General features: G+C 49.5%; 24 protein-coding genes and 1 pseudogene. 9 read left to right on the top strand and 16 right to left on the bottom strand.

The window, feature by feature from the left end:
- Window positions 1-383: 383 nt before the first annotated feature.
- Both nadA and BM322_RS10350 read left to right on the top strand, forming a co-directional pair.
- A complete protein-coding gene (nadA, locus tag BM322_RS10355) occupies window positions 384-1,292 on the top strand; it encodes a quinolinate synthase NadA (protein WP_075430206.1) in 909 nt (302 codons plus the stop codon).
- A gap of 7 nt (window positions 1,293-1,299) precedes the next feature.
- Entirely contained in the window at window positions 1,300-2,946 is a 1,647-nt protein-coding gene (locus BM322_RS10350) for an L-aspartate oxidase (RefSeq protein ID WP_075430204.1), read from the top strand.
- Window positions 2,947-2,962: 16 nt separating this feature from the next.
- Here the strand turns inward: BM322_RS10350 and BM322_RS13810 are convergent, their stop codons facing one another.
- On the bottom strand, window positions 2,963-3,094 hold the full coding sequence (locus BM322_RS13810) for a hypothetical protein (RefSeq protein ID WP_318254594.1): 132 nt from the start codon (window positions 3,092-3,094) through the stop codon (window positions 2,963-2,965).
- Between BM322_RS13810 and nadC the strand changes: the two genes are divergently transcribed.
- Window positions 3,054-3,809: a carboxylating nicotinate-nucleotide diphosphorylase gene (gene nadC / locus BM322_RS10345; RefSeq protein WP_318254593.1), complete on the top strand. Its 756-nt coding sequence runs from the start codon at window positions 3,054-3,056 to the stop codon at window positions 3,807-3,809. The two genes, BM322_RS13810 and nadC, sit on opposite strands and share 41 nt — an antisense overlap.
- Before the next feature lie 67 nt (window positions 3,810-3,876).
- Here nadC and ptsP read toward each other — a convergent pair whose 3' ends face one another.
- The 3 genes from ptsP to BM322_RS10330 all read right to left on the bottom strand — a co-directional run bounded on the left by ptsP (window position 3,877) and on the right by BM322_RS10330 (window position 7,955).
- A complete protein-coding gene (ptsP, locus tag BM322_RS10340) occupies window positions 3,877-5,589 on the bottom strand; it encodes a phosphoenolpyruvate--protein phosphotransferase (protein WP_075430200.1) in 1,713 nt (570 codons plus the stop codon).
- Between the two features lie 124 nt (window positions 5,590-5,713).
- Entirely contained in the window at window positions 5,714-5,980 is a 267-nt protein-coding gene (locus BM322_RS10335; protein WP_075430198.1) for an HPr family phosphocarrier protein, read from the bottom strand.
- 292 nt (window positions 5,981-6,272) lie between these two features.
- Window positions 6,273-7,955, bottom strand: coding sequence for a sigma 54-interacting transcriptional regulator (locus BM322_RS10330; RefSeq protein ID WP_075430196.1), 1,683 nt, complete (start codon window positions 7,953-7,955; stop codon window positions 6,273-6,275).
- A 221-nt stretch (window positions 7,956-8,176) separates the two neighbouring features.
- On the opposite strand from BM322_RS10330, the gene BM322_RS10325 reads away from it, so the two are divergent.
- The 3 genes from BM322_RS10325 to BM322_RS10315 all read left to right on the top strand — a co-directional run bounded on the left by BM322_RS10325 (window position 8,177) and on the right by BM322_RS10315 (window position 11,371).
- Window positions 8,177-9,244, top strand: coding sequence for a hypothetical protein (locus BM322_RS10325; RefSeq protein ID WP_075430194.1), 1,068 nt, complete (start codon window positions 8,177-8,179; stop codon window positions 9,242-9,244).
- An 18-nt stretch (window positions 9,245-9,262) separates the two neighbouring features.
- The gene (locus tag BM322_RS10320) at window positions 9,263-10,225 is read left to right on the top strand and encodes a PRC-barrel domain-containing protein (protein ID WP_075430192.1); all 963 of its coding nucleotides are present in this window, start codon (window positions 9,263-9,265) and stop codon (window positions 10,223-10,225) included.
- 201 nt (window positions 10,226-10,426) lie between these two features.
- Window positions 10,427-11,371, top strand: a complete 945-nt coding sequence (locus BM322_RS10315) for an Rpn family recombination-promoting nuclease/putative transposase (RefSeq protein WP_075430190.1) — start codon at window positions 10,427-10,429, stop codon at window positions 11,369-11,371.
- A gap of 98 nt (window positions 11,372-11,469) precedes the next feature.
- Here the strand turns inward: BM322_RS10315 and BM322_RS10310 are convergent, their stop codons facing one another.
- The 3 genes from BM322_RS10310 to BM322_RS10300 all read right to left on the bottom strand — a co-directional run bounded on the left by BM322_RS10310 (window position 11,470) and on the right by BM322_RS10300 (window position 15,813).
- Window positions 11,470-12,912 (bottom strand): sugar transferase, encoded by a 1,443-nt coding sequence (locus tag BM322_RS10310; RefSeq protein WP_082334457.1) that lies wholly within the window; start codon window positions 12,910-12,912, stop codon window positions 11,470-11,472.
- A 164-nt stretch (window positions 12,913-13,076) separates the two neighbouring features.
- On the bottom strand, window positions 13,077-14,429 hold the full coding sequence (locus tag BM322_RS10305) for a phosphomannomutase (protein WP_075430188.1): 1,353 nt from the start codon (window positions 14,427-14,429) through the stop codon (window positions 13,077-13,079).
- A gap of 10 nt (window positions 14,430-14,439) precedes the next feature.
- A complete protein-coding gene (locus BM322_RS10300) occupies window positions 14,440-15,813 on the bottom strand; it encodes a mannose-1-phosphate guanylyltransferase/mannose-6-phosphate isomerase (RefSeq protein WP_075430186.1) in 1,374 nt (457 codons plus the stop codon).
- A gap of 339 nt (window positions 15,814-16,152) precedes the next feature.
- Between BM322_RS10300 and BM322_RS10295 the strand changes: the two genes are divergently transcribed.
- The gene (locus tag BM322_RS10295; RefSeq protein ID WP_075430184.1) at window positions 16,153-17,448 is read left to right on the top strand and encodes an RNA-binding domain-containing protein; all 1,296 of its coding nucleotides are present in this window, start codon (window positions 16,153-16,155) and stop codon (window positions 17,446-17,448) included.
- A 112-nt stretch (window positions 17,449-17,560) separates the two neighbouring features.
- Here the strand turns inward: BM322_RS10295 and BM322_RS10290 are convergent, their stop codons facing one another.
- Both BM322_RS10290 and rfbC read right to left on the bottom strand, forming a co-directional pair.
- On the bottom strand, window positions 17,561-18,478 hold the full coding sequence (locus tag BM322_RS10290; protein WP_075430182.1) for a glycosyltransferase family 2 protein: 918 nt from the start codon (window positions 18,476-18,478) through the stop codon (window positions 17,561-17,563).
- Between the two features lie 8 nt (window positions 18,479-18,486).
- A complete protein-coding gene (rfbC, locus tag BM322_RS10285) occupies window positions 18,487-19,059 on the bottom strand; it encodes a dTDP-4-dehydrorhamnose 3,5-epimerase (protein ID WP_075430180.1) in 573 nt (190 codons plus the stop codon).
- Window positions 19,060-19,544: 485 nt separating this feature from the next.
- Between rfbC and BM322_RS13875 the strand changes: the two genes are divergently transcribed.
- Together BM322_RS13875 and BM322_RS13700 are read left to right on the top strand one after the other, a co-directional pair.
- A complete protein-coding gene (locus BM322_RS13875; RefSeq protein ID WP_407047834.1) occupies window positions 19,545-19,760 on the top strand; it encodes a transposase in 216 nt (71 codons plus the stop codon).
- A gap of 21 nt (window positions 19,761-19,781) precedes the next feature.
- A complete protein-coding gene (locus BM322_RS13700) occupies window positions 19,782-20,126 on the top strand; it encodes a hypothetical protein (RefSeq protein WP_075430176.1) in 345 nt (114 codons plus the stop codon).
- Window positions 20,127-20,259: 133 nt separating this feature from the next.
- On the opposite strand, the pseudogene BM322_RS13340 reads toward BM322_RS13700, so the two are convergent.
- The 7 genes and pseudogenes from BM322_RS13340 to BM322_RS10245 all read right to left on the bottom strand — a co-directional run.
- Window positions 20,260-20,527, bottom strand: a pseudogene (locus tag BM322_RS13340) (glucose-1-phosphate thymidylyltransferase); the annotation flags it as partial.
- Between the two features lie 47 nt (window positions 20,528-20,574).
- Window positions 20,575-21,576, bottom strand: a complete 1,002-nt coding sequence (locus BM322_RS10270; RefSeq protein WP_075430174.1) for an acyltransferase family protein — start codon at window positions 21,574-21,576, stop codon at window positions 20,575-20,577.
- Between the two features lie 30 nt (window positions 21,577-21,606).
- Window positions 21,607-22,029, bottom strand: coding sequence for an adenylyltransferase/cytidyltransferase family protein (locus BM322_RS10265; RefSeq protein ID WP_075430172.1), 423 nt, complete (start codon window positions 22,027-22,029; stop codon window positions 21,607-21,609).
- Between the two features lie 8 nt (window positions 22,030-22,037).
- Window positions 22,038-23,510, bottom strand: a complete 1,473-nt coding sequence (locus tag BM322_RS10260; protein WP_177220867.1) for an oligosaccharide flippase family protein — start codon at window positions 23,508-23,510, stop codon at window positions 22,038-22,040.
- Between the two features lie 58 nt (window positions 23,511-23,568).
- A complete protein-coding gene (locus tag BM322_RS10255; protein ID WP_075430168.1) occupies window positions 23,569-25,077 on the bottom strand; it encodes a hypothetical protein in 1,509 nt (502 codons plus the stop codon).
- A 19-nt stretch (window positions 25,078-25,096) separates the two neighbouring features.
- Entirely contained in the window at window positions 25,097-26,020 is a 924-nt protein-coding gene (locus tag BM322_RS10250) for a glycosyltransferase family A protein (protein ID WP_075430166.1), read from the bottom strand.
- A complete protein-coding gene (locus BM322_RS10245) occupies window positions 26,017-26,427 on the bottom strand; it encodes an FdtA/QdtA family cupin domain-containing protein (protein ID WP_075430164.1) in 411 nt (136 codons plus the stop codon). Before BM322_RS10245 ends, BM322_RS10250 begins: the two co-directional genes overlap by 4 nt.
- Between the last annotated feature and the right edge of the window lies 1 nt (window position 26,428).

Here is a 26,428-nt window from a genome sequence, read left to right as displayed (position 1 = left end):
ATTCGTACAATCTCAGATTTCCGTTACCAAAGGGGCGAACGGGGTAGTGCTTCTTTCTGTCTGGAGCGACTGTCCTGCGCAGCAGGACTGGGCCGTAATCGTATAACCTAGAAAGAACTATGTACGTCGCGACCTGGTGACGGGAGCAGGTAACTAGATCCGTAGGACTGGTCGTACGGTCCATTCAGCGGAAACAGAAAAAGTACTACCCCGTGAACCCCGAGCTGCGTACTATCGGGATTCCGTTCCGCACGCACTGACAGACAAACTGCAATTGTACTTTCTGTGCCTTGCCACCAGCAACATTTGTGTTTATAATGTTATTGTCCGCTGTCATGACAGTAGACAATATAAAATCATTTACACATCAATGGAGAGAAATTATGGAAGATATTGTTGAGGAAATCCTGCGCCTGAAACGAGAACGCAATGCAATCATTCTTGCGCACGTCTACCAGCCCGAGGAGATACAGGAAATCGCTGACTTCACTGGCGACTCCTTTGCCCTGTCGCGGCAGGCCGCGGCTACTGACGCCGACACCATCGTGTTCTGCGGCGTGCGGTTCATGGCTGAGACCGCAAACATCCTCTCGCCGGACAAGGTCACGCTGCTGCCGGCTGCCGATGCGGGCTGCCAGATGTTCACCGATGCCCTCGAGGGCCAGGTGCGCCAAGCCAAGACCGACCATCCGAATGCGCTGATCGTTTCCTATGTGAATACGCCAGCCTCGGTCAAGGCCATGAGCGACATCTGCTGCACCTCCTCGAACGCTGCGGCCGTCGTCGGCTCACTGCCGGAGGATAGGGAAGTCATCTTTATCCCCGACCAGAACCTTGGCGGCTGGGCCGAGGAGCAGTGCGAGCGCCCGCTGCTCAAATGGCGCGGCGGCTGCCCGATCCATGCCAGCCTCACGGTAAACGACATCCGCCTGGCCAGGATCAAGTATAAGGATGCCCTTGTCCTCATGCATCCCGAGTGCCGTCCCGAGGTCCGCGAGCTCGCCGACTATATCGGGAGCACCAGCGGCATCATCAAGTATGCCGAAAAGAGCGAGGCCACGGAGTTCATCATCGCCACCGAGGAAGGTGTGCTCTATGAACTCACTGAGCGCTGCCCCCACAAGAAATTCCATCTGGCCTCCCGTCATCTGCTCTGCCCGAACATGAAGAAGACCACCCTCGAAAAGGTGCGCGATGCCCTCGCCACCATGGAGCCACGGGTCATCGTGCCACCTGAGATCCGCCAGCGCAGCGCCGCTGCCCTCACGAAAATGCTGGCCATAAAGGGGTGATAGGACTATGCAACGCTATCTGATGAACTTCAACACACGCACCATGGAAACGCGCCGCACCGAATGCCTGGTCATCGGCTCCGGCGTGGCAGGCCTCACGGCGGCAGTCCAGCTGGCCCGCCACGGCCACCACGTGCTGCTGGCCGTCCGCGATACCCTCGCTGACAGCAACACAGCCAATGCCCAAGGCGGCATTGCAGCAGCCTTTGGCAAGGATGACAATCCCGAGCTGCATCTGCAGGACACGCTGGTTGCCGGGGCTGGCCTCTCCGACGAAGACGTGTCACGCCTTGTGGTGACTGAGGGCCCTGACGACATTCGCTGGCTTGCCAAAAACGGTGCCGAATTTGACCGCACAAAAGACGGCTCACTTGCCCTGGGCCGCGAAGGCTGCCACAGCCGCCAGCGCATCGTCCACAGCCACGGCGACGCTACGGGAGCCGAGGTCGCCCGCGCCCTGCGCGCCATGGCAGAAAGTGAGCCAAATATCCAGCCACTGGAAGGCTGCTATATCGTCGACCTCTTGACCCACGAGGGACGCTGCTATGGTGCCATCGCCCTCTGGCATGGCCGCAAGCTTGCCCTGCGCGCCACCCATACGGTGCTCGCCACCGGCGGTCTTGGCCGCCTGTTCCTGCACACGACAAATCCCGAGGGGGCAACAGGCAGCGGTCTTGCCCTTGCCGCCCGCGCGGGAGCTGAGGTCGCCGATATGGAATTCGTGCAGTTCCACCCGACAGCCCTTGCCCTCGATGGCTGCCCGAACTTCCTGATTTCCGAAGCAGTACGCGGCGCTGGAGCGCACCTGCTGAACCTCGACGAGGAGCGTTTCATGCCTCAGTGCCATCCCATGGCCGAGCTTGCGCCGCGGGATGTTGTCGCCCGCTGCATCTTCCGCGAGATGACCAAGGCAAACGCCACCCATATCTGGCTCGACGCCCGCTGCATCGAGGGCGTCGCCCAGAAATTCCCGATGATTGCCGCGACCTGCCGGGATTACGGCATCGACATCGAAAAGGACCTCATCCCGATAGCGCCTGCCGCTCACTACATGATGGGCGGTATCAAGACCGACCACTGGGGCCGCACCAATATCACGGGGCTCTATGCCTGTGGCGAGGCTGCCTGCACAGGACTCCAGGGCGCCAACCGCCTTGCCAGCAACAGCCTGCTGGAGGGCCTTGTCTTCGGCCGCCGCTGCGCCACCATCATCGGCAAAGCGCGCCTGCCCCAGGCAGAGCCGGACCTTTACTGGCGCGAGGCTGCGCTTGACGAGACGCCGCTTGAATTCACAGCGGCGGACACCGCCCGCAGCGAGCAGATCATGAGCCGCTATCTCGGCATCACCCGCACAGCTGACGCCCTCGACCGCGCTCAGCAGAGCCTTACGGAAATCGCAGGAATCTACGAGGGCTGTGCCGCCAGGACCATCGCTGACCTCGACCTGCGCGCCCGCCTGACCTGCGACCTGCTGATCGTCAAGGCCGCCCAGCGACGCCAGGAAAGCCGCGGCGCCCACTACCGCAGCGACTACCCGCATAAGGACGAGGCCCTGCGCCAGCACTTCTCCGACCAGCTGACCACTCCCAGCGATGCCCATACCCGCACCGAAAACGTCGCTGCCAGCGAGCTGCTGAGCCCCGCATTCGCCTGATATAGCAGAAAGGATCTCACACCATGAACATACAGAATCTCGACCAATCCCTTGCCGCCTGGCTGCAGGAGGACATCGGCAGCGGCGACATCACGACGCTGGCCACCGTGCCCGAAACGGCCACAGCCCATGCCATCATCCATGCCAAGGACACAGGCATCCTCGCGGGTGTCGACGTCGCAGCCCGGGTCTTTGCCCTGCTTGAACCAGCGCTGAAGTTCACCAAGCACCTCGAAGACGGTGCGGCCCTAACCAAGACCTCCGTTATCGCGACAGTCGACGGCCCGGCCCGCGCCATCCTCACCGGCGAGCGGCTGGCCCTGAATCTCCTGCAGCACCTCTCAGGCGTCGCCACGCGTACCCATAAGCTCGCAGAGATAGCTGCCCCCTACGGCGCCAAGCTCGTCGACACGCGCAAGACCACGCCAGGCCTGCGCCTCCTCGACAAATACGCCGTCAAGGTCGGCGGCGGAGCCAACCACCGCCTCGGCCTCTACGATGCCATGCTCATCAAGGACAACCACATCCAGGTGGCTGGCGGCATCAGGGCTGCCCTTGACCGCGCTCATGAGTACGCCTCCCATATGACCAAGATCGAGATCGAGGTCGAAGACCTCGCTGGCGTCGAGGAGGCCCTTGCCGGTCACGCTGACGTCATCATGCTCGACAACATGGCACCAGACCAGATGGCCGAGGCCGTAAAGCTCATCGACCACCGCGCCATCGTCGAAGCCTCCGGCGGCATCGACGAGACGACGCTTGCCGCTGCCGCCCAGAGCGGAGTCGACATCATCTCCGTCGGCGCGCTCACACACAGCGTCAAAGCCCTTGATATCAGCATGGATATCGGCGAGATAAAATAACGCATACGAAAAAGGCAGAACCAGCCAAGAACTGGTTCTGCCTTTTCTATTGCTTGCAAAATCTCAATCAGAGAACTTTTGCCAGATATGCTTTGATTTCGTCGCCATCTTCCATCTTCATGACGTCAGCCAGGATTTCCTTAGCCTTGATGGAGCTGATGTTGCGGATCTTCTCCTTGACGCGCGGAATGGACGGTGCGCTCATGGAGAGCTCGCTGATGCCCATAGCCATCAGGAGGACTGCAGCGTTCGGATCGCTGGCCATCTCACCGCACATGCCAGCCCAGATGCCGTTCTCACGAGCGCTCGTGATCGTGCGCTGGATGAGCTGCAGGACAGCCGGGTTGAAGTGGTTGTAGAGGTAGGAGATGCTAGCGTTGCCGCGGTCGCAGGCCAGCGTGTACTGAACGAGGTCGTTCGTACCGATCGAGAAGAAGTCAACATACTTCGCGAGAACCGGCGTCATGACAGCAGCTGCCGGCGTCTCAACCATGATACCGACCTGAACATCATCAGCGAAAGCCTTGCCCTCATGGGTGAGCTCGAGTTTAGCCTCTTCGATGAGCTCTTTGACCTTCTTGAACTCAGCGACATTGATGACCATCGGTACCATGATACCGACTTTACCGAACTTACCAGCGCGCAGGATAGCCTTGAGCTGCGGCAGGAAGAGGTCGCGGCGCTGGAGGCTGATGCGGACTGCACGGTAGCCGAGGAACGGGTTCTCCTCAGGCGGGATGTTGAGGTACGGCAGCGGTTTGTCGCCACCGATATCCATCGTACGGATGACGCAGAGGTTGCCGCCGCATTTCTCGACTGCCTCTTTGTATGCCTTGAACTGGTCTTCCTCGTTCGGGATGTCCTGACGGCCCATGAATACGAACTCGGAACGGAACAGGCCGACGCCTTCAGCACCATAGGTCAGGGCATTGTCAACGTCCATATGCGTGCCGATGTTGGCCATGAGGTCAACCTTGACACCATCGGTCGTTACAGCCGGCAGATCCTTGAGCTGTGCATAGTGAGCAGCCAGCTCCTGCTGTTTCTTGATCTTCTCGTTGTACTCAGCCATCTCCGCCTCAGTCGGGTTGATGACGATCTGGCCAGCCTCGCCGTCGATGACAACATGGTCGCCATCAGCGATCTTGTCGATGCGATCCTCTTTGTTGAGGCCAACAATCGTCGGGATAGCACGAGCCTTAGCAATGATGACAGCGTGAGCCGTCGTGCTGCCCGAGCCCAGGATGACGCCGGCAATCTTGTCGGTCGGCATGCCAGCGATAACGGACGGCTCGATCTCACGGCCGCAGAGGATAACCTTCTCATCGCCGATTTCCGGCTCTTTGACGCCGAGGATGTACTTGGCAACGCGCTTGCCGACATCGCGCAGATCAACAGCGCGGGCAGCGAAGTACTCATCTTCCATCGACTCGAACATCTGAGCCTGCTCCTCAGCAGCCTTGAGGACTGCATGCGGTGCGCTGGCGTTCTCCTCGAGTTTCTCCTCGATCTTCTGTGCCATCATCGGATCCTGGACCATCATGCGATGAGCCTCCATGATAGCAGCCTGCTCCGTCATCTCCTGTTTCTGCAGGCGCTCGATGCTCTCGCGCAGAATCTCAGCGACAGCCGTCAGAGCAGCCGTAGCCTTCTGCTGCTCCGTCTCTTTGCTCTCCGGCTGGTAGCTCACGAGATAGCCGTCCAGATTCTGGCCAGCCAGCATGATCTTACCCATAGCAATACCGGAAATTACGCCTTTTCCGCGAATCGTCTCTGCCATTTGTTTCTTTCCCCCTGAAACTATCTAAAAATTACCAAAACTCGCACGAAAAGCCCTCCCCCGGGGACGCATCAGCATCCGTCGGAGGAAGGCTATTCAGTTGTTGCCCTATACCCCGCAGGAATTATTCCTCGCCGAACTTGGAAGCAACGAGATCTTTCAGAGCCTTAACTGCCTCAGCCTCATCCGGACCATCAGCAACGATCGTGATCTCCGTACCTTTAACCAGGCCCATGCTCATGATCATGAGGATGCTCTTAGCGTCAACCGTCTTGCCTTTAGCCTGAAGCTGAACCTTGGATTTGAACTTCGTAGCCGTCTGAACGAAGATGGATGCCGGACGAGCATGGATACCAGTTTTGTTCTCGATCGTAATAGTTTCCTGAGTCATTGTTAAACCTCTCCAATCTTTTCATTAAAAATACTTCTTTTTCCTGCCTGGCAGGGTGTCAGCACGATTTGTCTAACTGCCCTTTAATTATTGCAAGCAGCGTGCCAACTTCTGCAGGTTGGGAAAAATTTCTATATCTTTTATCTAACCCCCCGTAAAACAAGGACTTAGCAAAAGCCTGAAATTATGTTTTCGGAAATATGCATAAACGCCAGCGATACGATTGGTAAAATTTACCTAAAACCCGCAAAGTGTTGGTAATTTTTTCTACCACCGGGTAAAATTTACCAACTCATTCCACCAAACCGTATTTGCGCGCCTTGGCAGCCACGGTCTTATGGGTAATCTTCAGCATCTTGGCCGCGGCATTGAAACTGCCGCACTGCTTGAGGGCGTTGGCGATGATCTGCTTTTCGTACTCCTCCCAGGGCAGCACGGTCTCCGCCGCTGTGAACTGCTGCACCTCGCGCCCCGCCATCTCGCCCTTGATATAGGACGGCAGCGCGGCCACCGTGATGCGTTCGCTGTCCATCAGCGTGATCACACGCTCGATGACATTCTCGAGCTCACGCACGTTGCCCGGCCACTTGTAGCCCATCAGCACCTCCATGGCCTCCGGCGTGACATCGCGGACCGTCTTGCCGCTGGCGGCACTGACCTTCTCGACGAAGTGCTCGACGAGCAGCGGGATATCATCGACGCGGTCACGCAGCGGTGGCAGGCTGATGGGGATGACGTTCAGGCGGTAGTAGAGGTCGTCACGGAAGGTCCCGTCCTTGACCATCTGCTCGAGGTTGCGGTTCGTCGCCGCGATGATGCGCACATCGACATGCACCGTCTCCTCGCCGCCCACGCGGTCAAACTCCTTCTGCTGCAGCACCCGCAGCAGCTTTACCTGCATGTTCTTGTCCATCTCGCCGATCTCGTCGAGGAATATCGTGCCCTTGGCCGCAAGCTCGAACTTGCCGAGCTTGCGCCGCACGGCCCCCGTGAAGGCGCCCTTCTCATGGCCGAAAAGCTCCGACTCGAGGAGCGTCCCCGGGATAGCGCCGCAGTTGACGCGGATGAATGGCCCACGCCGCCGGTCGCTCGCATAGTGGATGCCCTCAGCGATGACCTCCTTGCCCGTGCCGCTCTCGCCGCGGATCAGTACCGTAGCCGTCGAGCCAGCAGCCTTCGAGGCCAAGGCCAGCACGTCAACCACCTTGCCGCTCTTGCCGATGTAGTTCTTGAAGGCCTGTGCTGTCTTCTTCGTGCGCAGCAGCTCCTGCTCGAGATACTCCGCCCGGGCCGAGACCTGCGAGAGCCGCGCCATGAGGTTCTGCAGCTCCGTGATATCCTTGATGACCGACACGACACCGGCAATCTCGCCATCGACGAAAATCGGATTGACATTAGCGACAACCGTCGTGCCATCCTTCTTGCGGCTGATGCTGCCGATACGCGCGACACCAGAGCGCAGCACGCCGCAGCGGTTGCCGTCCGGCGCGGTCTTGAAGACATTCTGCCCGACCACCATCTCAGGGGTCTTATGCACGATGCGCAGATAGGAAGGATTGACATAGGTGATCTCACCCGTGCGGTCGACGACGCAGATGCCGTCCTGCACCGCCTCGAGGATCATCTGCAGGCGCTCCTGCATCAGCGCATTCTCATGCAGCAGCAGGTCCATCTCATGGATGTCCCCTGGCGAATTCATCTCGAAATCACTCTCGAGGAACCGGACCATCTCATAGACAGCCTGGCGCCCCTCGTCGCCCTCCGCGGCCACGAACACCGAATCCCCGCAGCCGATCTTCAGCGCGACAAGCTTCATGAGGCTGTGCATCTCACAGCGCTCACTGCGCTCGCTGCGCAGGAACAGCGGTGTCCCATATTTCTTTCCGAGATCCTTCGCCCGCTGCACGATCATCGCGGCAATACGGGCATGGATGCCGCTATCATGGCGGATGACGGCCTCCTGCTCAAACATCATATCGAATCGTTCCTTTCTGATCCTTCTATTATACTATAAAACCTCGCCAAAATCTGCCAAAAACAATAAGAATTTTCAATGGTAATTTGATATTGTTTGAAATTCCCTTCTCATGGTATAATAAAAAGGTATTTTTGCTAAACGGCAGCAGGAATTTCCCCTATCATGTCGAATAGGGGAACATAGTGGTATTTTGCCCAATACAGGAAGAGGTGAGCAACATGACATTTATCCTGGTGACGGGCTCCATCATGGCCGTGAGCATCTTCCTCATCTATCATCTCTGCCGCTTCATCGGCATCGAGATGAAATGGTTGTCGCTAGTGCTCTGTGCGGCCATGGCCTTCCTTGTGAACGCCGTGGCCATAACTATGAGTCCATTCCTGGACCGGTCGCACTATCTACGGCTCGGCGTTCTTGTCATCGCCGCCGCTGCCTTCGTCACGCTATTCAACGAACATCTGCTGCGACGCAGCGATGACGCAGGCAAGCAGCCAGCGGACGAGCCAGCAGCTGCACTCCCTTGGAAGGCTGAGCAGCCAGCAATGGCCGCCGCAGCCGCCGGCGCTGCCACCAGCAGCCCTGCGCTCCCAAGCGTGCCGGCCAAAGTCCATGAGGAAAAACCTGAACCAAGCACCACCGTAACAGCAAAACAAGAAGATACCGCCCAGCAGGCCGCCGCTCTCAAAGCGAAAAAAGCTCAGGAAGCTGCCGCCCGCGCCGAGGAAGAACTCGCAGCTAAAGCCGAGCAGGCCGCCAAGGCAAAAGCCGAAGCCATCGCTCGTGCCCAGGCCCTGCAGGCCGAAAAAGACGAGGCCCGCCGCAAGGCCGCCGAAGAGCTCAAGGCGCAAAAAGCCGCCGCTTCTGCCCGCGACGCGAAACGCAAGGTTTTCCGCGAGGAAATCACTGCTCTCGACTCGCTCGACAGCATCCTCGACTACGCCTATGACAAGGCCGCCAGCGAACCAGACGCAGCCATCTACGCCTACCAGCAGGCCATCGACCGCTACAAAGAGGACAGCTACACGCCGTTCCTCGTCATCGAGCTGGGCAATCTCTACAAGGAACAGGCTGCCTACACCGAGGCTATCCAGTCCTACCAGCAGGCCCTGTCCCTGCCGATCATCGCATCGAACGATGACATGAAGCAGGAGTTCATCAAGAACACCCGCTACCTGACCATCGTCCAGGATATATTATCCAAACACCACGCGCTCTCGACGCCATTCCCGGACATCCCGGCCGACGTCATGCAGGAAATCGAGACCGAGTTCCAGCAGAGCAGCTAATCTAATGGGGGAATATTCATGAAGAAAAGTGTAGAAATCCTTGGCCTCCCGGTCATCAGCATTACCGAAGGCCGTGAGCTCGGCATGAGCAAGACCCTGCTCATCGATGCCAAGAACGGCAGCGTCGCAGCCATCACCATCGAGGATGAGGACTGGTACCGCGGCGTCAAGCTGATCCCGTACGAGTCGGTCATCGCCATCGGTGATGACGCCGTCACCGTCACCAACAGCGAAAACATCCTGAAACTTGATGACGCTGGCGACTATGAGAACCTGCTCGATGAGAACATCCGCGTCATCGGCACCAAGGCCATCACGAAGTCCGGTACCATCCAGGGCAACATCACCGAGCTGTTCATCGGTGACGATGGCAAAATCGAAAAATGCGAAATCACTGCACCGGACGGAACGAGCTCCGAAGTTACCAGCGACCAGATCTCCATCTTTGGTAAACAGGTAACGGTCATCGATCCGAACGGTGAAAAAAAAAATGAACCTGTAAGCGCTGCTCCGAAAGCTGCCGCAGCGGCTCCGGCACCAGCCGCTGCTCCCAAGGCTGAGGAAGCTCACGAAGCTCCGAAAGCTGAGGAGAAACCGGCTGAGGCCCCCAAAGCGGAAGAACCGAAAGCTGCGCCAGCACCCAAAGCCGAGCCAGCTCCGGAAGTGAAGGAAGAGCCGAAGAAAGAGGCTCCGAAGGCTGAAGAGCCGAAAGCTGCCCCGGCAAAACCTGCCGCTCCGGCCCCGAAGAAAGAGGCTCCGAAAGCAGCAGCTCCGGCAGCTGACGCCGCTAAACAGGCCGCTGCTGACAAAGCAACGGAAGAGCGTCATCGTCGCTTCCTGCTCGGCAAGAAGGCAACGCGCGACATCAAGATGGACAACGGCATCGTCATCGTACAGGCTGGCCAGGACATCACCGAAGAAGTCCTCCAGAAAGCCAAGCTCGCCAACAAATTCATCGAGCTGTCCATGAACGTTCGCTAACAAAGACAAAAGGCAAGACCGCAACTACGCGGTCTTGTTTTTTTGTGCCCCAGATGTATGTATACATGTATTTATATAGAAAATGCGTTCTAAATATGATAGAATGTATGTGTGGGGAATGTATGTTTTTGTTATGTAGATACCCTCTGCATATTGCAGAGACATCCATCATTATCTATAATAAAGAAAGGAAGGATTTTCATGGAAACGGCGCATATCTACGCTTCTCGTCCCTATGATCCCACGAACGATTTGCTCTTCAAATTCGTCTTTGGACGCGAAGAGCGCAAAAACATCACACTCCAGCTTATCAATGATATCCTCGGGCGTGATGGCGACGATGCCTTTGTCGACCTGCAATTCCACAATACCGAATTCTCTCCGGAGAAACAGGCTGACAAACTGGGAAGGCTCGACATCTTCGGCATCCTCAACGATGGCAGCCGCATCGACATCGAGATGCAGGTAGTCAACCGACGCAACATGGAAAAACGGACGCTTTTCTACTGGTCACATATGTATCTCCATTTTGATGCGCTCCGTTCCGGCGATGACTACGGTACACTGAAGCCTGCCATCTCCATCAATATCCTGCGCTACAATTTCCTGCCACAGGAAAATCCCCACGCAGCCTATATCCTCTATAATCCTGAGACACAGCATCGTCTCACAGAGGATCTGGAGATACATTTCCTCGAAATCCCTAAATACAAGAACAAACCCATACAATCCATGGATCGGATTGAAAAATGGCTTGCCTACTTTGCTAATAAGCTCGACGAAAAACAAAAGGAGGAACTCGCGATGAAAGACACCGCCATCAAAGATGCCATGCAGGCATCCGACCGCTACATCATGGACGATGCCGCCTATCGGGAATACATAGCCCGCGAATCCGCCATCTGGGACTACAACAGCGACCTCAAAGCCAACCTCGCCGAGGGACGTGCCCAAGGCCTCGCCGAGGGGCGTGCCGAGGGGCGTGCCGAAGGGCGTGCCGAAGGTGAGCGGAACATGGAAATGACTATCGTCAAACGTATGCTTCTAAAACAAAAGCCATTGATTGAAATCAGCGATGCTGTCGACTGGTCCAAAGAACGCATTATTGCCTTTGCCCAAGAAAACAACATCGCTATCCCCAAATAACCAACAAAACAAGACGTGCGCTCCAACAGAATTGTAAAAATTGAGCATAATAAGAAGGGCTTAGCCACATTCGGCTAAGCCCTTCTTATTATGCTCTTTCAGTACGCATCCCGTCCAAGCACGACCCGTACGGTCTTGAACAGTATCACGATATCTGTCCAGAGGTTCCAGTTACGCACATACCACGAATCCATCTTCAGGCGACCGCTGAACTTCACATTGCTGCGGCCGCTGACCTGCCAGAGGCCAGTCATACCTGGCGTCGTCATGCAGATGACTGGCATATACCCGCCGATATCCTCCTTCTCACGCGGCAGATACGGCCGCGGCCCGACAAGGCTCATATTGCCCTCGAGCACGTTGAAGATCTGCGGCAGCTCATCGATACTGTACTTGCGGATGAACCGGCCCACCTTCGTCACGCGCGGATCCTCGCCGCGCAGCTTCTGGAACTCCTGCCATTCCTGCTTTGCCTCAGGATTCCTCTCCAGATGATCGCGCAGGATCCGATCCGCATCCACATACATCGAGCGGAACTTATAGCAGCGGAATGTCGTGCCATCCTTGCCAATACGCTCGGCATTATAGAACGCCGGGCCATCCGAATCCACCTTGACCAGCACATACGTCACCACGAGGATAGGCAGGATGCACACCGCAATCGCACTGCCGACCACCAGGTCAAAAACACGTTTCAGCAAGCGGTTCGACATGCGGTTCAGGTTGTTATGCGTACGCAGCACCAGAAGCTGATCATCGAGGCTCCGCAACGCCTTCATATTGCCGATCGGCACCCCGAAGAGATCCGGGATCAGCGACACATGCTTCGTATATGGCTGCACCTCATAGAAAAGCTGGATTGTCCGCGCCTTCGAAAGCCCCGGCGCCGCAATCAGCACCTCATACACGGGGTGCTCCCGCAATACCTGCTCAATATCGGCAAAACCACCAAGATGCGGATACTTCTTCAGCAATGGCCGCCCAGGGTTATCCTCGACAAAGCCAACGATATCAAACCCCGCACCGAACGCCTTCACGAACTTCTCCGCTGTCTTGCCTGCACCGATAATCACAATCTCCGATTTCCACATCCCTAGACGACTGAAGACCGCCCGCAGCAAGCATCGCTCCGCATACAGCCCCCAAAAGCTAAGCAGCCAGAACAGCACGAGGAATGCCCGCGACAGCGGCGTCCCCCCCATATGCAGCAAGAAATCTGCCAAGACGATCGTGATGACAGCGTACCCTGACGCCTTGAAAATCTTGCGCGCATGGTCTGCCAGCACCCGCCGCGTCCGGTAGAGATCCGCAAACAGCAGATTCGACATGTAAAGCACCGTCAGCCAGACGCCCCAGCTGCGCGACACCCACACAGGCTGCCCCATCCCCTGCGCCACCAGCATCATCGCCGCCATCATCGTACCATACACGACCAAGAGGTCCGCGGTGAACAGCACAAACGGCAGGATGAAATAATTCCACTTTATCCCCGACAGCAGACTAGTATTCGTTTCCCCCATAAAAGCAAAAACCATCCTCATAATAAAAACATCCTATCATTCAATGTCTTTATTATAGCAATTCACGGTGCAATATACAATTAAATATATGTTGTATATTGCACCGTGCCATAACATACCACAAAGGGAGGCTGCACCGCAAAATAGCGGCTGAGCCTCCCTTTGTCTATACTATCTTGAGGTCTTTACCCCCGGATTTTCGCCAAAAGCTCCGTTGTCTTTTCCTTCATCAACACCTCATCCTGGCGCGTCTCGACGTTCAATCGAATCACAGGCTCCGTATTGGATTTACGCAGGTTGAAGCGCCAGTTGCCAAAGTCCACGGACAAGCCGTCGACTTTCATGACCTTCCCCTGCGGCCCGTATTCTGCCTCGATCCGCTGCAGCACTTCATCTGCATCTTTTACCTTGCTGTTGATTTCCCCGGAGCAGGGATAGCGTTCCATGCGTTCCTTCATCAACTCAGACAACGACTTCCCTGATTTCGACAGCAGTTCCAGCACCAGCAGCCAAGGAATCATGCCGCTGTCGCAATAGGAAAAGTCACGGAAATAATGATGGGCACTCATTTCCCCACCATAGATAGCATTTTCTGCACGCATCTTTTCCTTGATAAAGGCATGTCCGCTCTTGGACATTACTGGAATACCACCATTTTCCTTGACCAGCTCTTCCGTATTCCAAGTCAGCCGCGGATCATAGATGATCTTCTCCCCAGGAGCCTTCTGCAGGAATGCCTGGGCAAGGAAGCCTACCATATAATAGCCTTCAATGAAATTCCCCTGCTCATCAAACAGGAAACAGCGGTCAAAGTCTCCATCCCAGGCAACGCCAGCATCAGCGCCAGACTCCCGCACTGCCTCTGCCGTAGCCTCGCGATTCTCGGGAAGCAGCGGATTGGGTACGCCATTCGGGAAGTTCCCATCTGGCTGGTGATGAACCTTCACCAATTCAAAGGGCAGATACCTCTCCATCACATCCAGGATTGGCCCCGCCGCACCGTTACCGGCATTGACTACCACCTTCAGCGGCCTCAGCCGAGATACATCTACATAAGACAAGATATGCTTTACATACGCTTCGGTGATATCTACGGTCGCCACTTTACCTACCGTATCTGCCGTAGTTGGCAGCTCTCCATCAGCCACCAGCTTTTCCAACTCCCGCAACCCGGTATCCCCGGAAATCGGACGAGCCTCCTGCCGCACAAACTTCATGCCGTTGTATTCCTTGGGATTGTGGCTGGCAGTGATCATGACACCACCATCCAGTTTCAGATGCGACGTAGCGAAATAGATCATCTCCGTGCCACACTGACCAATATCCAACACATCGCAGCCCGACTCCGTAAGCCCCTTGATCAATGCATTCTTCAGCGCCGGGCCAGACAGCCGGATATCATTCCCTACCACTACTTTTTTCGCGGCAAACAAAGACGGGAAAAAGCGGCCAATCCGATAGGCGATCTCTTCATTTATCGTCTGCGGATATATCCCGCGGATATCATAGGCCCCAAAAGCCTCTACACAAAAACTCATAAAAAAATCCTCATCCTTGCTCTGAAAATCTTACGATATCTTCTTCGCTGATATACTCTCCATTCTGTATCTCAATCAACTCCAACGGAATTTTCCCCGGGTTCGACAACTTATGTTTTACGGTTTGCGGAATGAATACAGATTCTTCCTCATGAATGAACATATGCTCATTCCCCCGCACAACTTCAGCTGTGCCACGCAAGATCACCCAGTGCTCTGTCCGATGATAGTGCATCTGCAATGACAGTTCCTTGCCTGGCATGATCCGAACCTTCTTCATGCGATAACCTTTGCCTTGCCCAATAATAGATGAGGTTCCCCATTCATGATATATCGTGGTATGCTCAACAGCCTCTTTACGATTCATAGCTTTAAGCTTCTCCACTACATTCTTTACCTTTTGCGATTCGCCTTTCTTCGCTACCACGATAACATCGTCAGTTTCTACCAGCAGCAGATCGTCAAGACCGATCCCCGCAATCAAACGATTACGCCCCATGATAAGAGAATCCTTGCACTCCATAGCAAGGACATCCCCTTGTACCGCATTGCCGTTATCATCCTTAGGCAAAATCTCATACATGGCATCCCAGGAACCAATATCATTCCAATAGCAGGAAAGCTCCACCATACATATATTCTTCGAACGTTCAATAATTGCGTAGTCAATGGAGATATCTGGCATAGCAGCAAAATTATCCAGCATATACGCATAGCCCGCTTGCATCTGCCGAGCTATTTCCGTCTGATAGTTATCAAATTCTTTTTCAATAGACCTCAGCGAAAAAGCAAACATGCCCGAATTCCAAAAATAATTCCCAGCAGCTACATATTTCTCTGCTGTAACTAAATCCGGTTTTTCCTTGAAGGAAACCACTTCCCTGATAGCGCCCTGGCTTTTGCCAGTTTCTATATAACCATAACCTGTTTCAGGCCGCTTAGCCGTAATGCCAAAAGTAACCAACTTTCCAGTCTTTGCTGCCTGCTCGGCCGAACGCACACAACACTGGAATTCCTCCAACGGCCTGATGACATGGTCAGCAGCAGCCACAAGCAGGATCTCATCATCGCTGCAATCGAGCTGCGAACGACAGAACTCCGCCCCCAAGGCAATAGCCGGCGCAGTATTGCGGGCAACCGGTTCCAATAAGACATGCGCTGCCTCAGCCTGACATTCGCTTAATTCATTTTTGACATGATATACATATTTCTGATTGGTAATTACAACAATGTCCTTTGCTGGCACGAAGGACAGCATCCGTTGTACAGTATGAGCCAACAATGAAGCATCATCTTCAAGTTTCAGGAACTGTTTCGGATACGCATTACGAGATAACGGAAACAATCTCGACCCGCCACCACCAGCTAAAATTATGACTTTCAAAACTTACACAACCTTCCCACCGCCGAAATATCGATCTTGCTGAAATTGTTGGTGGCCAAATATGCCTCAACAGCCTGCGGCATCCCTCCCCATCTTCAACCGGATCACTACATGAATTATACCACAGCATCGCACAATCCCCAATTCTTTGCAGATACATTTCCGCACTATCCCTATTCCTATCGCTATGTCCCCCAGGCTGCTCCTGTACTACCAACATCTTTCCTGGTAACCGCAAAACCATTCTGGGACACACTGTATTATTTTACGGTTACAATCAAGCCTCTTGACTAGAATGATTAGAATGACTAGAATAATGACTAGAAAGAAGGGATTACGATGCTGCGAAAAGAAGATGCGCATACAGAATTCAAGCGTGAGCTTACTGATGCACTAAAAAAAGAGGTGCTTGCCTTCGCAAACACCAGTGGCGGCTCTATCTATATCGGTATTGAAGATGACGGAACTGTAACTGGTGTAGATGACCAAGACCAGATAATGCTGCGTGTTGCCAGCATGCTGCGCGATGCCATCCATCCAGATATCATGATGTTTGTCGACATCCAAGCCAAACAAATCGAACAACGCACGGTCATCCATATCATCGTATCTGAAGGAACCAACAAACCTTACTATCTGATCAAGAACGGACTCAAGCCTTCCGGCGTCTATGTACGTCAAGGAAGTGCCACCGTGCCAGCCTCAGCAGAACAGATCCGGAAAATGATAAAAGCTTCTGATGGCGACGTTTACGAAGACAACATTTCCCTAAACCAAGAATTGACCTTCCAAAAAACCACCAGCCTATTTCTGTCCCACAATCTAAGATTCGGAATCCAGCAGCAGAAAACACTGGGCATCATACGCAGCGATGGCCTATACACGAATGTCGGACTGCTGCTATCCGACCAATGCCCCTTTACGATAAAAGCTGCTGTATTCAATGGCGATGACCAGTCCGAATTCCAAGACCGGCGAATCTTTACCGGCCCGCTCTTCACGCAGCTAGAAGAATGCTACACCTACCTCCAGCTGAAGAACACACTATCCGCAACCTTCGACGGCCTTTACCGGAAAGATACAAAAGCCTACCCAGACACAGCCCTCCGCGAAGCCTTGCTCAATTGCATCATTCACCGTGATTACTCCTTCAGCGCCAGCAGCTTTATCAGCGTTTACCGCAGTCGGATAGAAATCACCTCCATCGGCGGCCTGCTCCCCGGCATCCACCAAGACGACATCCTCATGGGCATATCTGCCTGCCGCAACAAAAAGCTCGCAGAAATCTTCTACCGCCTGGAACTGATTGAAGCCTACGGAACCGGCATCACAAAAATCCGCACAGCCTACAAACACAATCTCTCCCAACCTGAAATCCATGTATCGACCAACGCCTTCAAGATATGCCTGCCACAGATGCAGTCCCAGGTCACTCCACCGCCATCTGCACTAACCCCAGAGGCAACTGACCTCATAAATTATTTACACCACAACGACAGCATTACCCGAAAGGACGCCGAAACCTTGCTCGGACTCAGTCCGTCTACCGTAACGCGAATACTGAATCAATTAATCGCTGACAACCGTCTCCATCGAACCGGGCGCGGAAAAAACACCCAATATCACATACGATGAATACATACATCTTTCTGCCGAACACATCGCTGAGCTTGCTAAGACTCTCTAACCATAAGCGAACACTTCTAGCTCGAATCGAAACATCACACCAGCCTCCTTCTATTCATGTTCACTCTGACTCCCAATACCTTTTCATCATGCTGATATGCCGTTTAATTCCGATAGGTATTTTTTTTTCATATAATCCTAGCCTGTATCCGATAAATTTCATGCTATCTCTAGCAATCATCTCAGCAAGTAAAAAAGGATTATTCCTGATTATAGCTTGTAATTCTCTTTTCATGAAGTTCAAGCCTTCCCCTTCTGCCTGCCCAAATATTTCCCGAATCCAACTCTCACGTGAATGAAATACGCCAATGTCAAAGTATCGTTTGAATTCCTGTAGAATAGAATAATTATGCGAATGATATACTTTCGAATCCGCATCATACGCTACTTTCCATCCATTGATCAACATCTTCGCTGCCACAAACATATCTTCACTCAATATTGTATTGTTGGGAAAACCATCAATATCATTCATTGCTTCTTTACGATATGCTGCATAGGAATTAGAAATAAAACACGTTTTCATTCCAAAATTCATACGATCATTAAATGAGCGCACATAACTTTTTTCTCCGTAATTGTTTAAGCGAGCTATTCTTGAAAACCAACTAGCATCCTTATGCGGCAATTGTCTCCCGTAAGCACAACCTATAGTCTTATCCGTAAAACATTTCAGCAAATGTTCAAGAGCCATTTCATCAGCCAATATAGCATCTTGCGTCAAAAAAACATATACATCTTTATCCGGATACATCTTTATCCCCAATTGCCGTGTCCCACCATGATTAAAGTCACGGTTAGCAATCTGTCTGATCATAAAATTGCGATTATTCTTAATAACATTCTGATAATCGTGTTGACTGCCAGAATCAATCAACAACACGGGGAAACAACCTATTGATTGTCTTTGCAACATATCTAGTAACCGTTCAAATTTTTCATCCGGATTGTATACGGGAATAATAACCAGAATTTCCATCACTGTTTTTAATTCTCCCCATATACAAATTGATTGTTGCTGTCAGACAAAGTCGGGCCGGTCGTATCTTTCTCACTGAGAATCGGCTCGATGCCTGCCAATAAGGTTCCCCAGTCGACATTTACCTCTGGCGCATCATAACGCATACCACCCTCAGAAGCCTTGTTATATACATTGTCGCATTTATAGCGGAACTCCACATCATCCGTTAGTGTCAGAAAACCATGCGCAAAGCCTCGCGGAATAAGGAACTGTCTGTGATTTTCCGCACTAAGCTCCACCGCAACCCATTTGCAAAAGGTCGGACTTCCCTTGCGGATATCTACGGCTACATCAATAACGCGCCCCTTCGAGCAGGATACCAATTTCGCCTGCGCATACGGCGGATTTTGCCAATGCAGGCCGCGAAGTGTCCCCTTATGCGCTGAAAAACTCATATTATCCTGCACGAAATCATTCGTGATGCCTAACACCTCATACTTTGGCTTATTATAAGTTTCTGTGAAAAAGCCACGATGATCACCGAACACGTCCGTCTCAATGATCAAAACTCCTTCAATGCTTGTCTCAATAACCTTCACACTAAACTCCATTCAGCCGCTGTCGCTGGCGGCACAAATAGGAATGAAAACAAAGGTGCGACTCTCCTTTGTTTGGTATAATTTTCTTAGAGGGAAGATATCCTACGAAGCACGGGGAGGTGAGTTGCAGATTGTCAACTCTGTTCGATTCAAGTCAGTACACTAAACAGTGCAAGCCCTGCCTTTCAAGCACAAATAAGTGGCTTTTCGAGACCGTATACTAATCATTGGCATCGACTTATCTTTTCTGCTTGGTATGGGCAGGCAATGTCTTCCCTCAACAATGAAAGAAGGGCAGCTGCCATGAAAATCGTTTCCCCGTATGCTGTGGCATCGATGTTCACAAAAGCTTTCTCATTGCCACCATTGTATCCGTTACTAAGTTACGGACACTCACTTACAAAAAGGAACGCTTCTTCACCTTTAACAAAGACCTTTCCAGGCTTAAAATTTGGCTCATTGACAACAACTGCTATGACGTATGCATGGAATGCCTCGATTTGGCAATAGACCTTCTTGATGCAAAATTGGAACCCCTTACGGAACCGTATGCCGCAGCCGTAAGGCTGCTTTGCACCATTCCGGGCATGGACAAAGACTCCGCTATAACAATAATCTCAGAAATAGGTACGGATATGTCACAATTTGATTCTTCAAAGAGACTTTATAGTCGGGCTAGCCTTACACCTGGCAACAACTAGTCGGCTGGCAAGAAGAAATCCGTGAAATTCACTCGTGCCAGAGGCTACACCAAACCTATGCTCGTCCAAGTAGCCCACGCCACCGTAAAATGCAAGACTCAGCCCTACTACAAAATCAAGTATGAAAATATCTTGCGGCGTCGTGGCAAAAGAAGAGCCATAATTGCCATCGCACGCATGATATTGACAGCTATTTACCACATGTTCCAAACCGGAGAGGTGTTCAATCCCAGTGACCTTAGACAAATAGACCTGCCTAAAGAACTAAGGATAAAGCAAAAACAACAGGAAATTAACAATGCTATTAAGCTCCTGAAGCAACAAGGAGTTCTAGCCGAAGATTTTACAGCTTCACCATGTGCATAAGTCAAAAAATCAAAATTTCATTTTTTGAGGCTTATTAAGTGCGGCCTTTTTGAGGATGCTGTTCATAGCTATATGTTTTCTTACTATACTAGATACTCCCTTATTTTCGAATCATGCGAATCAGATATTTACCTTATTCATTCTTCAGTAACGGCTGTACCAGTCTCTCAACCTGTGCCGCATCAATATAGCCCATACGATAGGCAATCTCCTCAATGCAAGCAATCTTCAGCCCCTGCCGTGCTTGAATCGTCCGTACAAAAGAAGCCGCATCGAGTAACGAGTCGTGCGTAACCACGGCAAATCTTCTCCACCTGCAGCGTATCGCGCTCTTGATAAACATTGTTTACATCTGTAATTTCTAGCTCACCAAACGGCGATGCTTTGATGAGATTAATAATCATCAAGGATTATTGTATTATTAGCGACTTAAATTAGAAGAAAATCATCATCGTCCCCAAAGCACTCTTAATCTCGATTTCATAAAAGCTATGCATAACACATAAAGAACGCCCATTGATAATATACAAATAATAGAATCTCTCATATATCCCGAACGAACAGCGTTTCCCAAAAACATTCTACATATTCTAATAACTAAATGATTTAAACAAACATAAACAATAGCATTTCGGGCAATAAAGCACAAATGCTCATTAAATAATTTTGCTTTGTCCCACCCCATTTCCAACCACAATCTTGCTATGTTAAGCCCCACAATAGTAGCTCCTATTGCATTAAGCCAAAACAACGGAATTATTTCATAAGCACTCATTCTCATATTAATGGTATTATTTACAAAAATCATCAATGTTACCGTAACAGCCATAAATATTATTGTTTTTACCTTTAACTGTAACATTTTTTTCGAATGCATCATCGCTAACTTGCCAAAATGAAAAAGGCCGACACCAACGCATGCTGCTTCCAACGCCCAAGGCAATGATAAAGATGTCATTTTATGAAACATACAACCAAACAAAGCTATTGCAAAAACAATAATATCTCTCATCATTTTATTAGCCACACTACACATAATAAACTGATAAATCATTTCGCAACCAAACAACGCAGTCAAAAACCAAAGTGCCACAGCTATAGGAAGTCCATCAGTATTCATAAAAAGCAAATGTTTCAACGGGCTATACACATCATAACTATCAACAACAACCAGATAAACAATATAATGAAATATCCCAAATACCATATAAGGCATCAACAAGGTTTTTGCCTTTCTAACAATATATGTCTTTATACCTTTAATTGGATTAGGATATTCATTCTGTATCTCTCTATAAAACATACCCGATATAAAAAAGAACATCGGCATATGAAAAGCATATATGAATTTATTAAACGGAACACCAAAACCGATATGCCCCATGACCATAAAAACAATTCCTATACCACGAAAAATATCTATATACTCTATCCTTTTCTTTTCATTCATATACATATCCTTAAATATAGCTAAGCAAAATCATCTTATATGTTTTTTTACAAATTCTGTCAGTAAAGAACTCGATATTCCATCCGTATGTGGTAAATATACAATCTCAACTCCTATTGGCCGAAATTCCTCCTCATATTTTTCCCAAGCTGGCGTTCCTTGCCAATCAGAACCAACAAACATTTTATCAAAATGATAGTTATCCCATGCCTCCCTTTTATTCTTGTTAATCTGTGGTACCACTCTATCAACGCACCGCAGAGCTTTCACAATCTCCATTCTTTCCTCAAAAGAAATAACAGGTGTCTTATTCTTCTCTTTCTGCACCAGCTCATCCGTGCTGACACCTACAATCAAATAATCACACATTTTTCTTGCTCGCTGTAATATATTCAAATGTCCAATATGAAACATATCGTAAACGCCCGTAGTATAACCTACTATCTTACTCATATCTATCCCTACTTCCTAATGACCAGTAACGTATCAATAAAACTTTGCTTTTTATACACCAGCATAGCGACTATAACCATGATAAAAATCCAACGATAGAAATCATCTTCATAGAAGACTAATACCATAAAGCATAACATAGATAGTATTAATGAATTCTTAAATAATCTTCTCCCATTGAATATAGATTTATGTTCACCATTTTTCATTAAAACACACTTCATAAAATAATAATGACACAAAGCAAAACATACGTAGCATAAAAGAGTAGTATATGCTGCTGCTACATAACCAAACATAGGAATCAAAAGAGCATTCAACACCACATTCAACACCGCCCCGACACAGGAAGCAATAGTCACATAATGATTAACTTCATAATAGAATTCCACAGCACCAAACATAGGATAGAGAAACATATAATATGCTGCTAATGTCACCGGAGGAACAATCCATAGTGCTTCATGATAAGATTTCGGCAACATGAATCGAAATACGTCTGGAACTATACAAATAAGCACTAAAGCACAGGCACCAACGAACAAAGCAGCTATATTATTGATTTGAGCGAGTTTTTCAGTATGACCACTCTTCAAACAACGGTATACATAAGCGGTAAGGGATGAATTCATTCCATTGGCCACTAGATTTAACAGCATAGCAAATGTATACGCTACGCTATAAATACCAGCCTTACTGCTACCCACCAAATCGTTAATCATGATTCGATCAGATTGGTTAAGCACCTGCATAGATAAATAATGAAGGATTAAAACCGCATTAAACCCGAAAACATAACGCCATATCTTCTTATCAAAAAAAACTTCACCACGTCTCTGCTGCTGCCAGAAAAAAAACAATCCAATAACTACCTGGGGCAATAAACCGCTAAGCACTTTTGCCTCCACATGCCAGGGAAACGTCACAATACCAATATATCCCAAAAGAGGATTAAGCACACTTAAGCAAATCGTAATGATGATTTTTTTTTGATAGATAAAGTCAAAAGTCTGCTCAACTACCCAAATATTAAATGGGATAGTCGCTAAGATTTCCACAAACATACAGACTACCAAAAATTCATTCATCCCCAACCACTGGCTAATAGGATGCAGAAAGAACATAGATATACAGCCTGCCACCATTACACTTGTGACTGACATTCCTTGAATAGCAGAAACAAAACGAGCTCGATTGGGATACTTAACCATCCCCACATTAAATACTCCACCCCAAACCGTAAATGTGAGCAAAATGCTAAGGAGTGACACCCAGGATGTATAAATTGATAGTATTCCATATTCAGATGTAGTCAGCAGCCGAGTAAAAATCGGCAATGTGATAAAGCTTATTCCTTTCAACAAAACACTACTGACAACCGTCCAAAAAGAAGCTTTTACGCCTTGCGGCATTTGCCGGTAACGACGAACAAGTTCATCCAACATCACCATGACCATTCCCTTGTCTTTTTCAATATCCAAAGTATGGTACCAAGAATCAACTTCGACAAACTTTTTTCGACTCTTGCATACGTACCAATTACTTGCATGGCTCCTCCTCATCCGTCATCTTGTTATAAGCCTCTACAGCTTTCAGATAACCCTGCTGGAATTTTTCATTTGTTATTTCGTGCAAAGTCATTTCTATATCATCCAATGACTCACAAGCCGGGAACCCCATATCCGTAATCCCACAGAAGAAATTACGCCGCTTTGTAAGATTTACCGATGCAAAAGGAATTTCCTTAAATGCCGCATCCACCATAGAAATGGAATGTTCACCGAATACGAAATCGGCCTTGGCCAAATCTTCCTCCAAAGAGCTCCGAGGGAATGTCAGTTTGAAATCCCCCTGTCCTGTCGTTTGGATGGGAATATGTGCCGACACATGCAGATTCGGCAGATTCAGCCAGGAGAAATATTCCTGCACACGAGCAATAGAATGCACGCCTACATTCAAGGGATGTATCCAGGTTGGATGACAACGATAGACAAAATCGATTTCCGGAAACCTTTTGGCCATCTGAGCAAATGCATACACCAAAAGATCATCATCCGAACGATTTTTCAATGCAGTCCAATCTCCTGCCCCAGAAGCTACAATCAAAACATTTTTTACTTCTTTGGGAAATTTCGGCACCGGCATGTAAAGCTTCTTACGGAAAGGGATTACCGACACAGGAAGATTCCGATTCTTGAAAAGCTTAGTCCCCAACACATCCCAAGCATAATACTGAACATTTTTCGGTATAAAATCATAACCATACTCCGTATAGTTTGGCGGCAGATACCCATCCTGGAGCCAGCGTACATCATAACGCTCGTCATCCGGTACATGGCACTTCCAATGTTCATGCCATGTCGTAAGATATTGGCATGATTCTTTCTCCTCATACTCTCCCCGATTGAATTTTCCCCGCTCTTCCTTAGATAGCTTAAACGGAATATCCAAACGGTAATCGATACGATTCATGCGCCCAATGAATATATATTTTTTTCCTTGATAATGAGCAACATATACATCTTCTACTTCATTATTATGCTTGGGCTTGATTTTCTCATAAGCCATACGCACCAGTTTATATTTCTTTAATCTATTTTTAATTTTCGATTTAAAGCCACTCAATTGATGCTGCGGATAATAATATTCTCCCTCCAGCCAGCTGAAGCCACCATTTTTCCACACTTCACTATCGATGCCTAAATCATCACAACATATGAATCCACGAAAAACGGGGAATTCATCCTTGATTTTTCTTAGAACCATCTCATTCTTCAAAACTTTCATCCGATGAAGATATTCCTCATAAGGCATAGAAAGGTTGACAAAAGCATCTTCATCGCATCTTGCCATATCCTCATCTGTCAAGAAATCCGCAAAAGAACGAAATTCCGCCCCTGGAAAGCTCCTTCCTATTTTTTCCCGCTCATGCTCAAACAAAAACTGTGTGGTCAAAAAAATATACTTACCTGTGTTTTTTTTACGCTGTAACTTCTTAATCAGAGAATCGATAATCAAATTCTGTGAAAAGAGTATGATATTGGTCAATCTCATTACCTCTCGATCATCATTTAATCTTAACCAGTTTCGCCATTTTCCCCATCACTTTTCGCATCGTGCATCTCATAAAAGACCACAAAATCTCTGCTGGGCTATAAAACACCCGCATACTTTTCATAAAAGTAGACGTATCATAAGAGCAAGGCCGCCGCAGAACAATAAACTCAATTGCCATTCCTATGCAAAATTTTAACGTTTCTTTTTTCAACTGCAGAAAGGTCTCTGTAGATATATCCTTAGTCCGTAAAAGTTCTCCCAGTATAAATGGCCACTCTATAGCAAAAGCATGGAACACATCATACTTTCCTTTTTTTCCATGCCCCACAGGAATTTCATCTAGTAAAAAAGTGTTGTCGATAATATATTTTCTATCCCGCTCTTTGAATAATATCGTGGTATGAGGGAAAAGTTCATTATACTGTTCATCCCTCGGAATCTTGTCAAAATCCTGTTTCCAAATGGCCATACCTGTTGACCAAGTACCCAAAATCTTAAGTCCGCAAACAAAATTCGAGAAATTATCAAAATAGACAATCTGTCTATCCTGTTTCAAGGAACCATTAGAAAAATATACAATCGGCGGCTTATCCTCTGCCTCATGCTTCTTCACAAAATCTAACAGATAACGAAGCGTTCCTGGCATCAATTTCGTACGATGATTGATGAATTTAATGAATTTACCTGTAGCCATCTTATATGTCTCAGGCTCGCTGAGAAAGACCGGTGCATCCGTCCGACCGTAGCGAAGATTATCATGCTTTCCTGCATATTCACTTATCATCTGACGAAATACTGCATTATCGCCATTATCACAAACCACTACTTCAAAAAGGCTTTCATCAACACCTTGCGCGTAAATGCTATCTAGCACAGGAAAAACCAGCTCAATGACGCCATTAGTCGGAATACATAAAGAAACCAGGTAACTCATTTCGCCATTTCCTCAAGATACTCCTCATAATCCCGGATATATTCGCCACCATCATAATGCGTACTAGCCAGCACCAACAGTACCGAATCCGAAGAAAACTCATACATGTCTTTCCAGATCATCTTTGGGATATATACGCCCATCATCGGCTTGTCTAAAGATACGACAAATTCCTCCATGCCGTCTGTGATACGAACCTTACTATGGCCTGCTACATTAATCAGTACAAACTCGGATTCCCGATTGGCATGCTGCCCTCGCACTACCGCAGAATCTGAATCGTAGATATAAAACACACGCTTGATATCAAACGGGATTGCTTGTGCACCTTCGATAACTACCAGTTTTCCCCGTTCGTCACCCAAATCTCCAAAATGCAAAATAGGGCACTTTTCCTGTAATGTCATT

The organism is Selenomonas sp. GACV-9 (genome assembly GCA_900116485.1).
GTDB classification, from domain to species: Bacteria; Bacillota; Negativicutes; order Selenomonadales; family Selenomonadaceae; genus Selenomonas_A; species Selenomonas_A ruminantium_G.
Note: the sequence above shows the minus strand (reverse complement) of the source record. Positions and strands in the feature narration are given on the sequence as shown.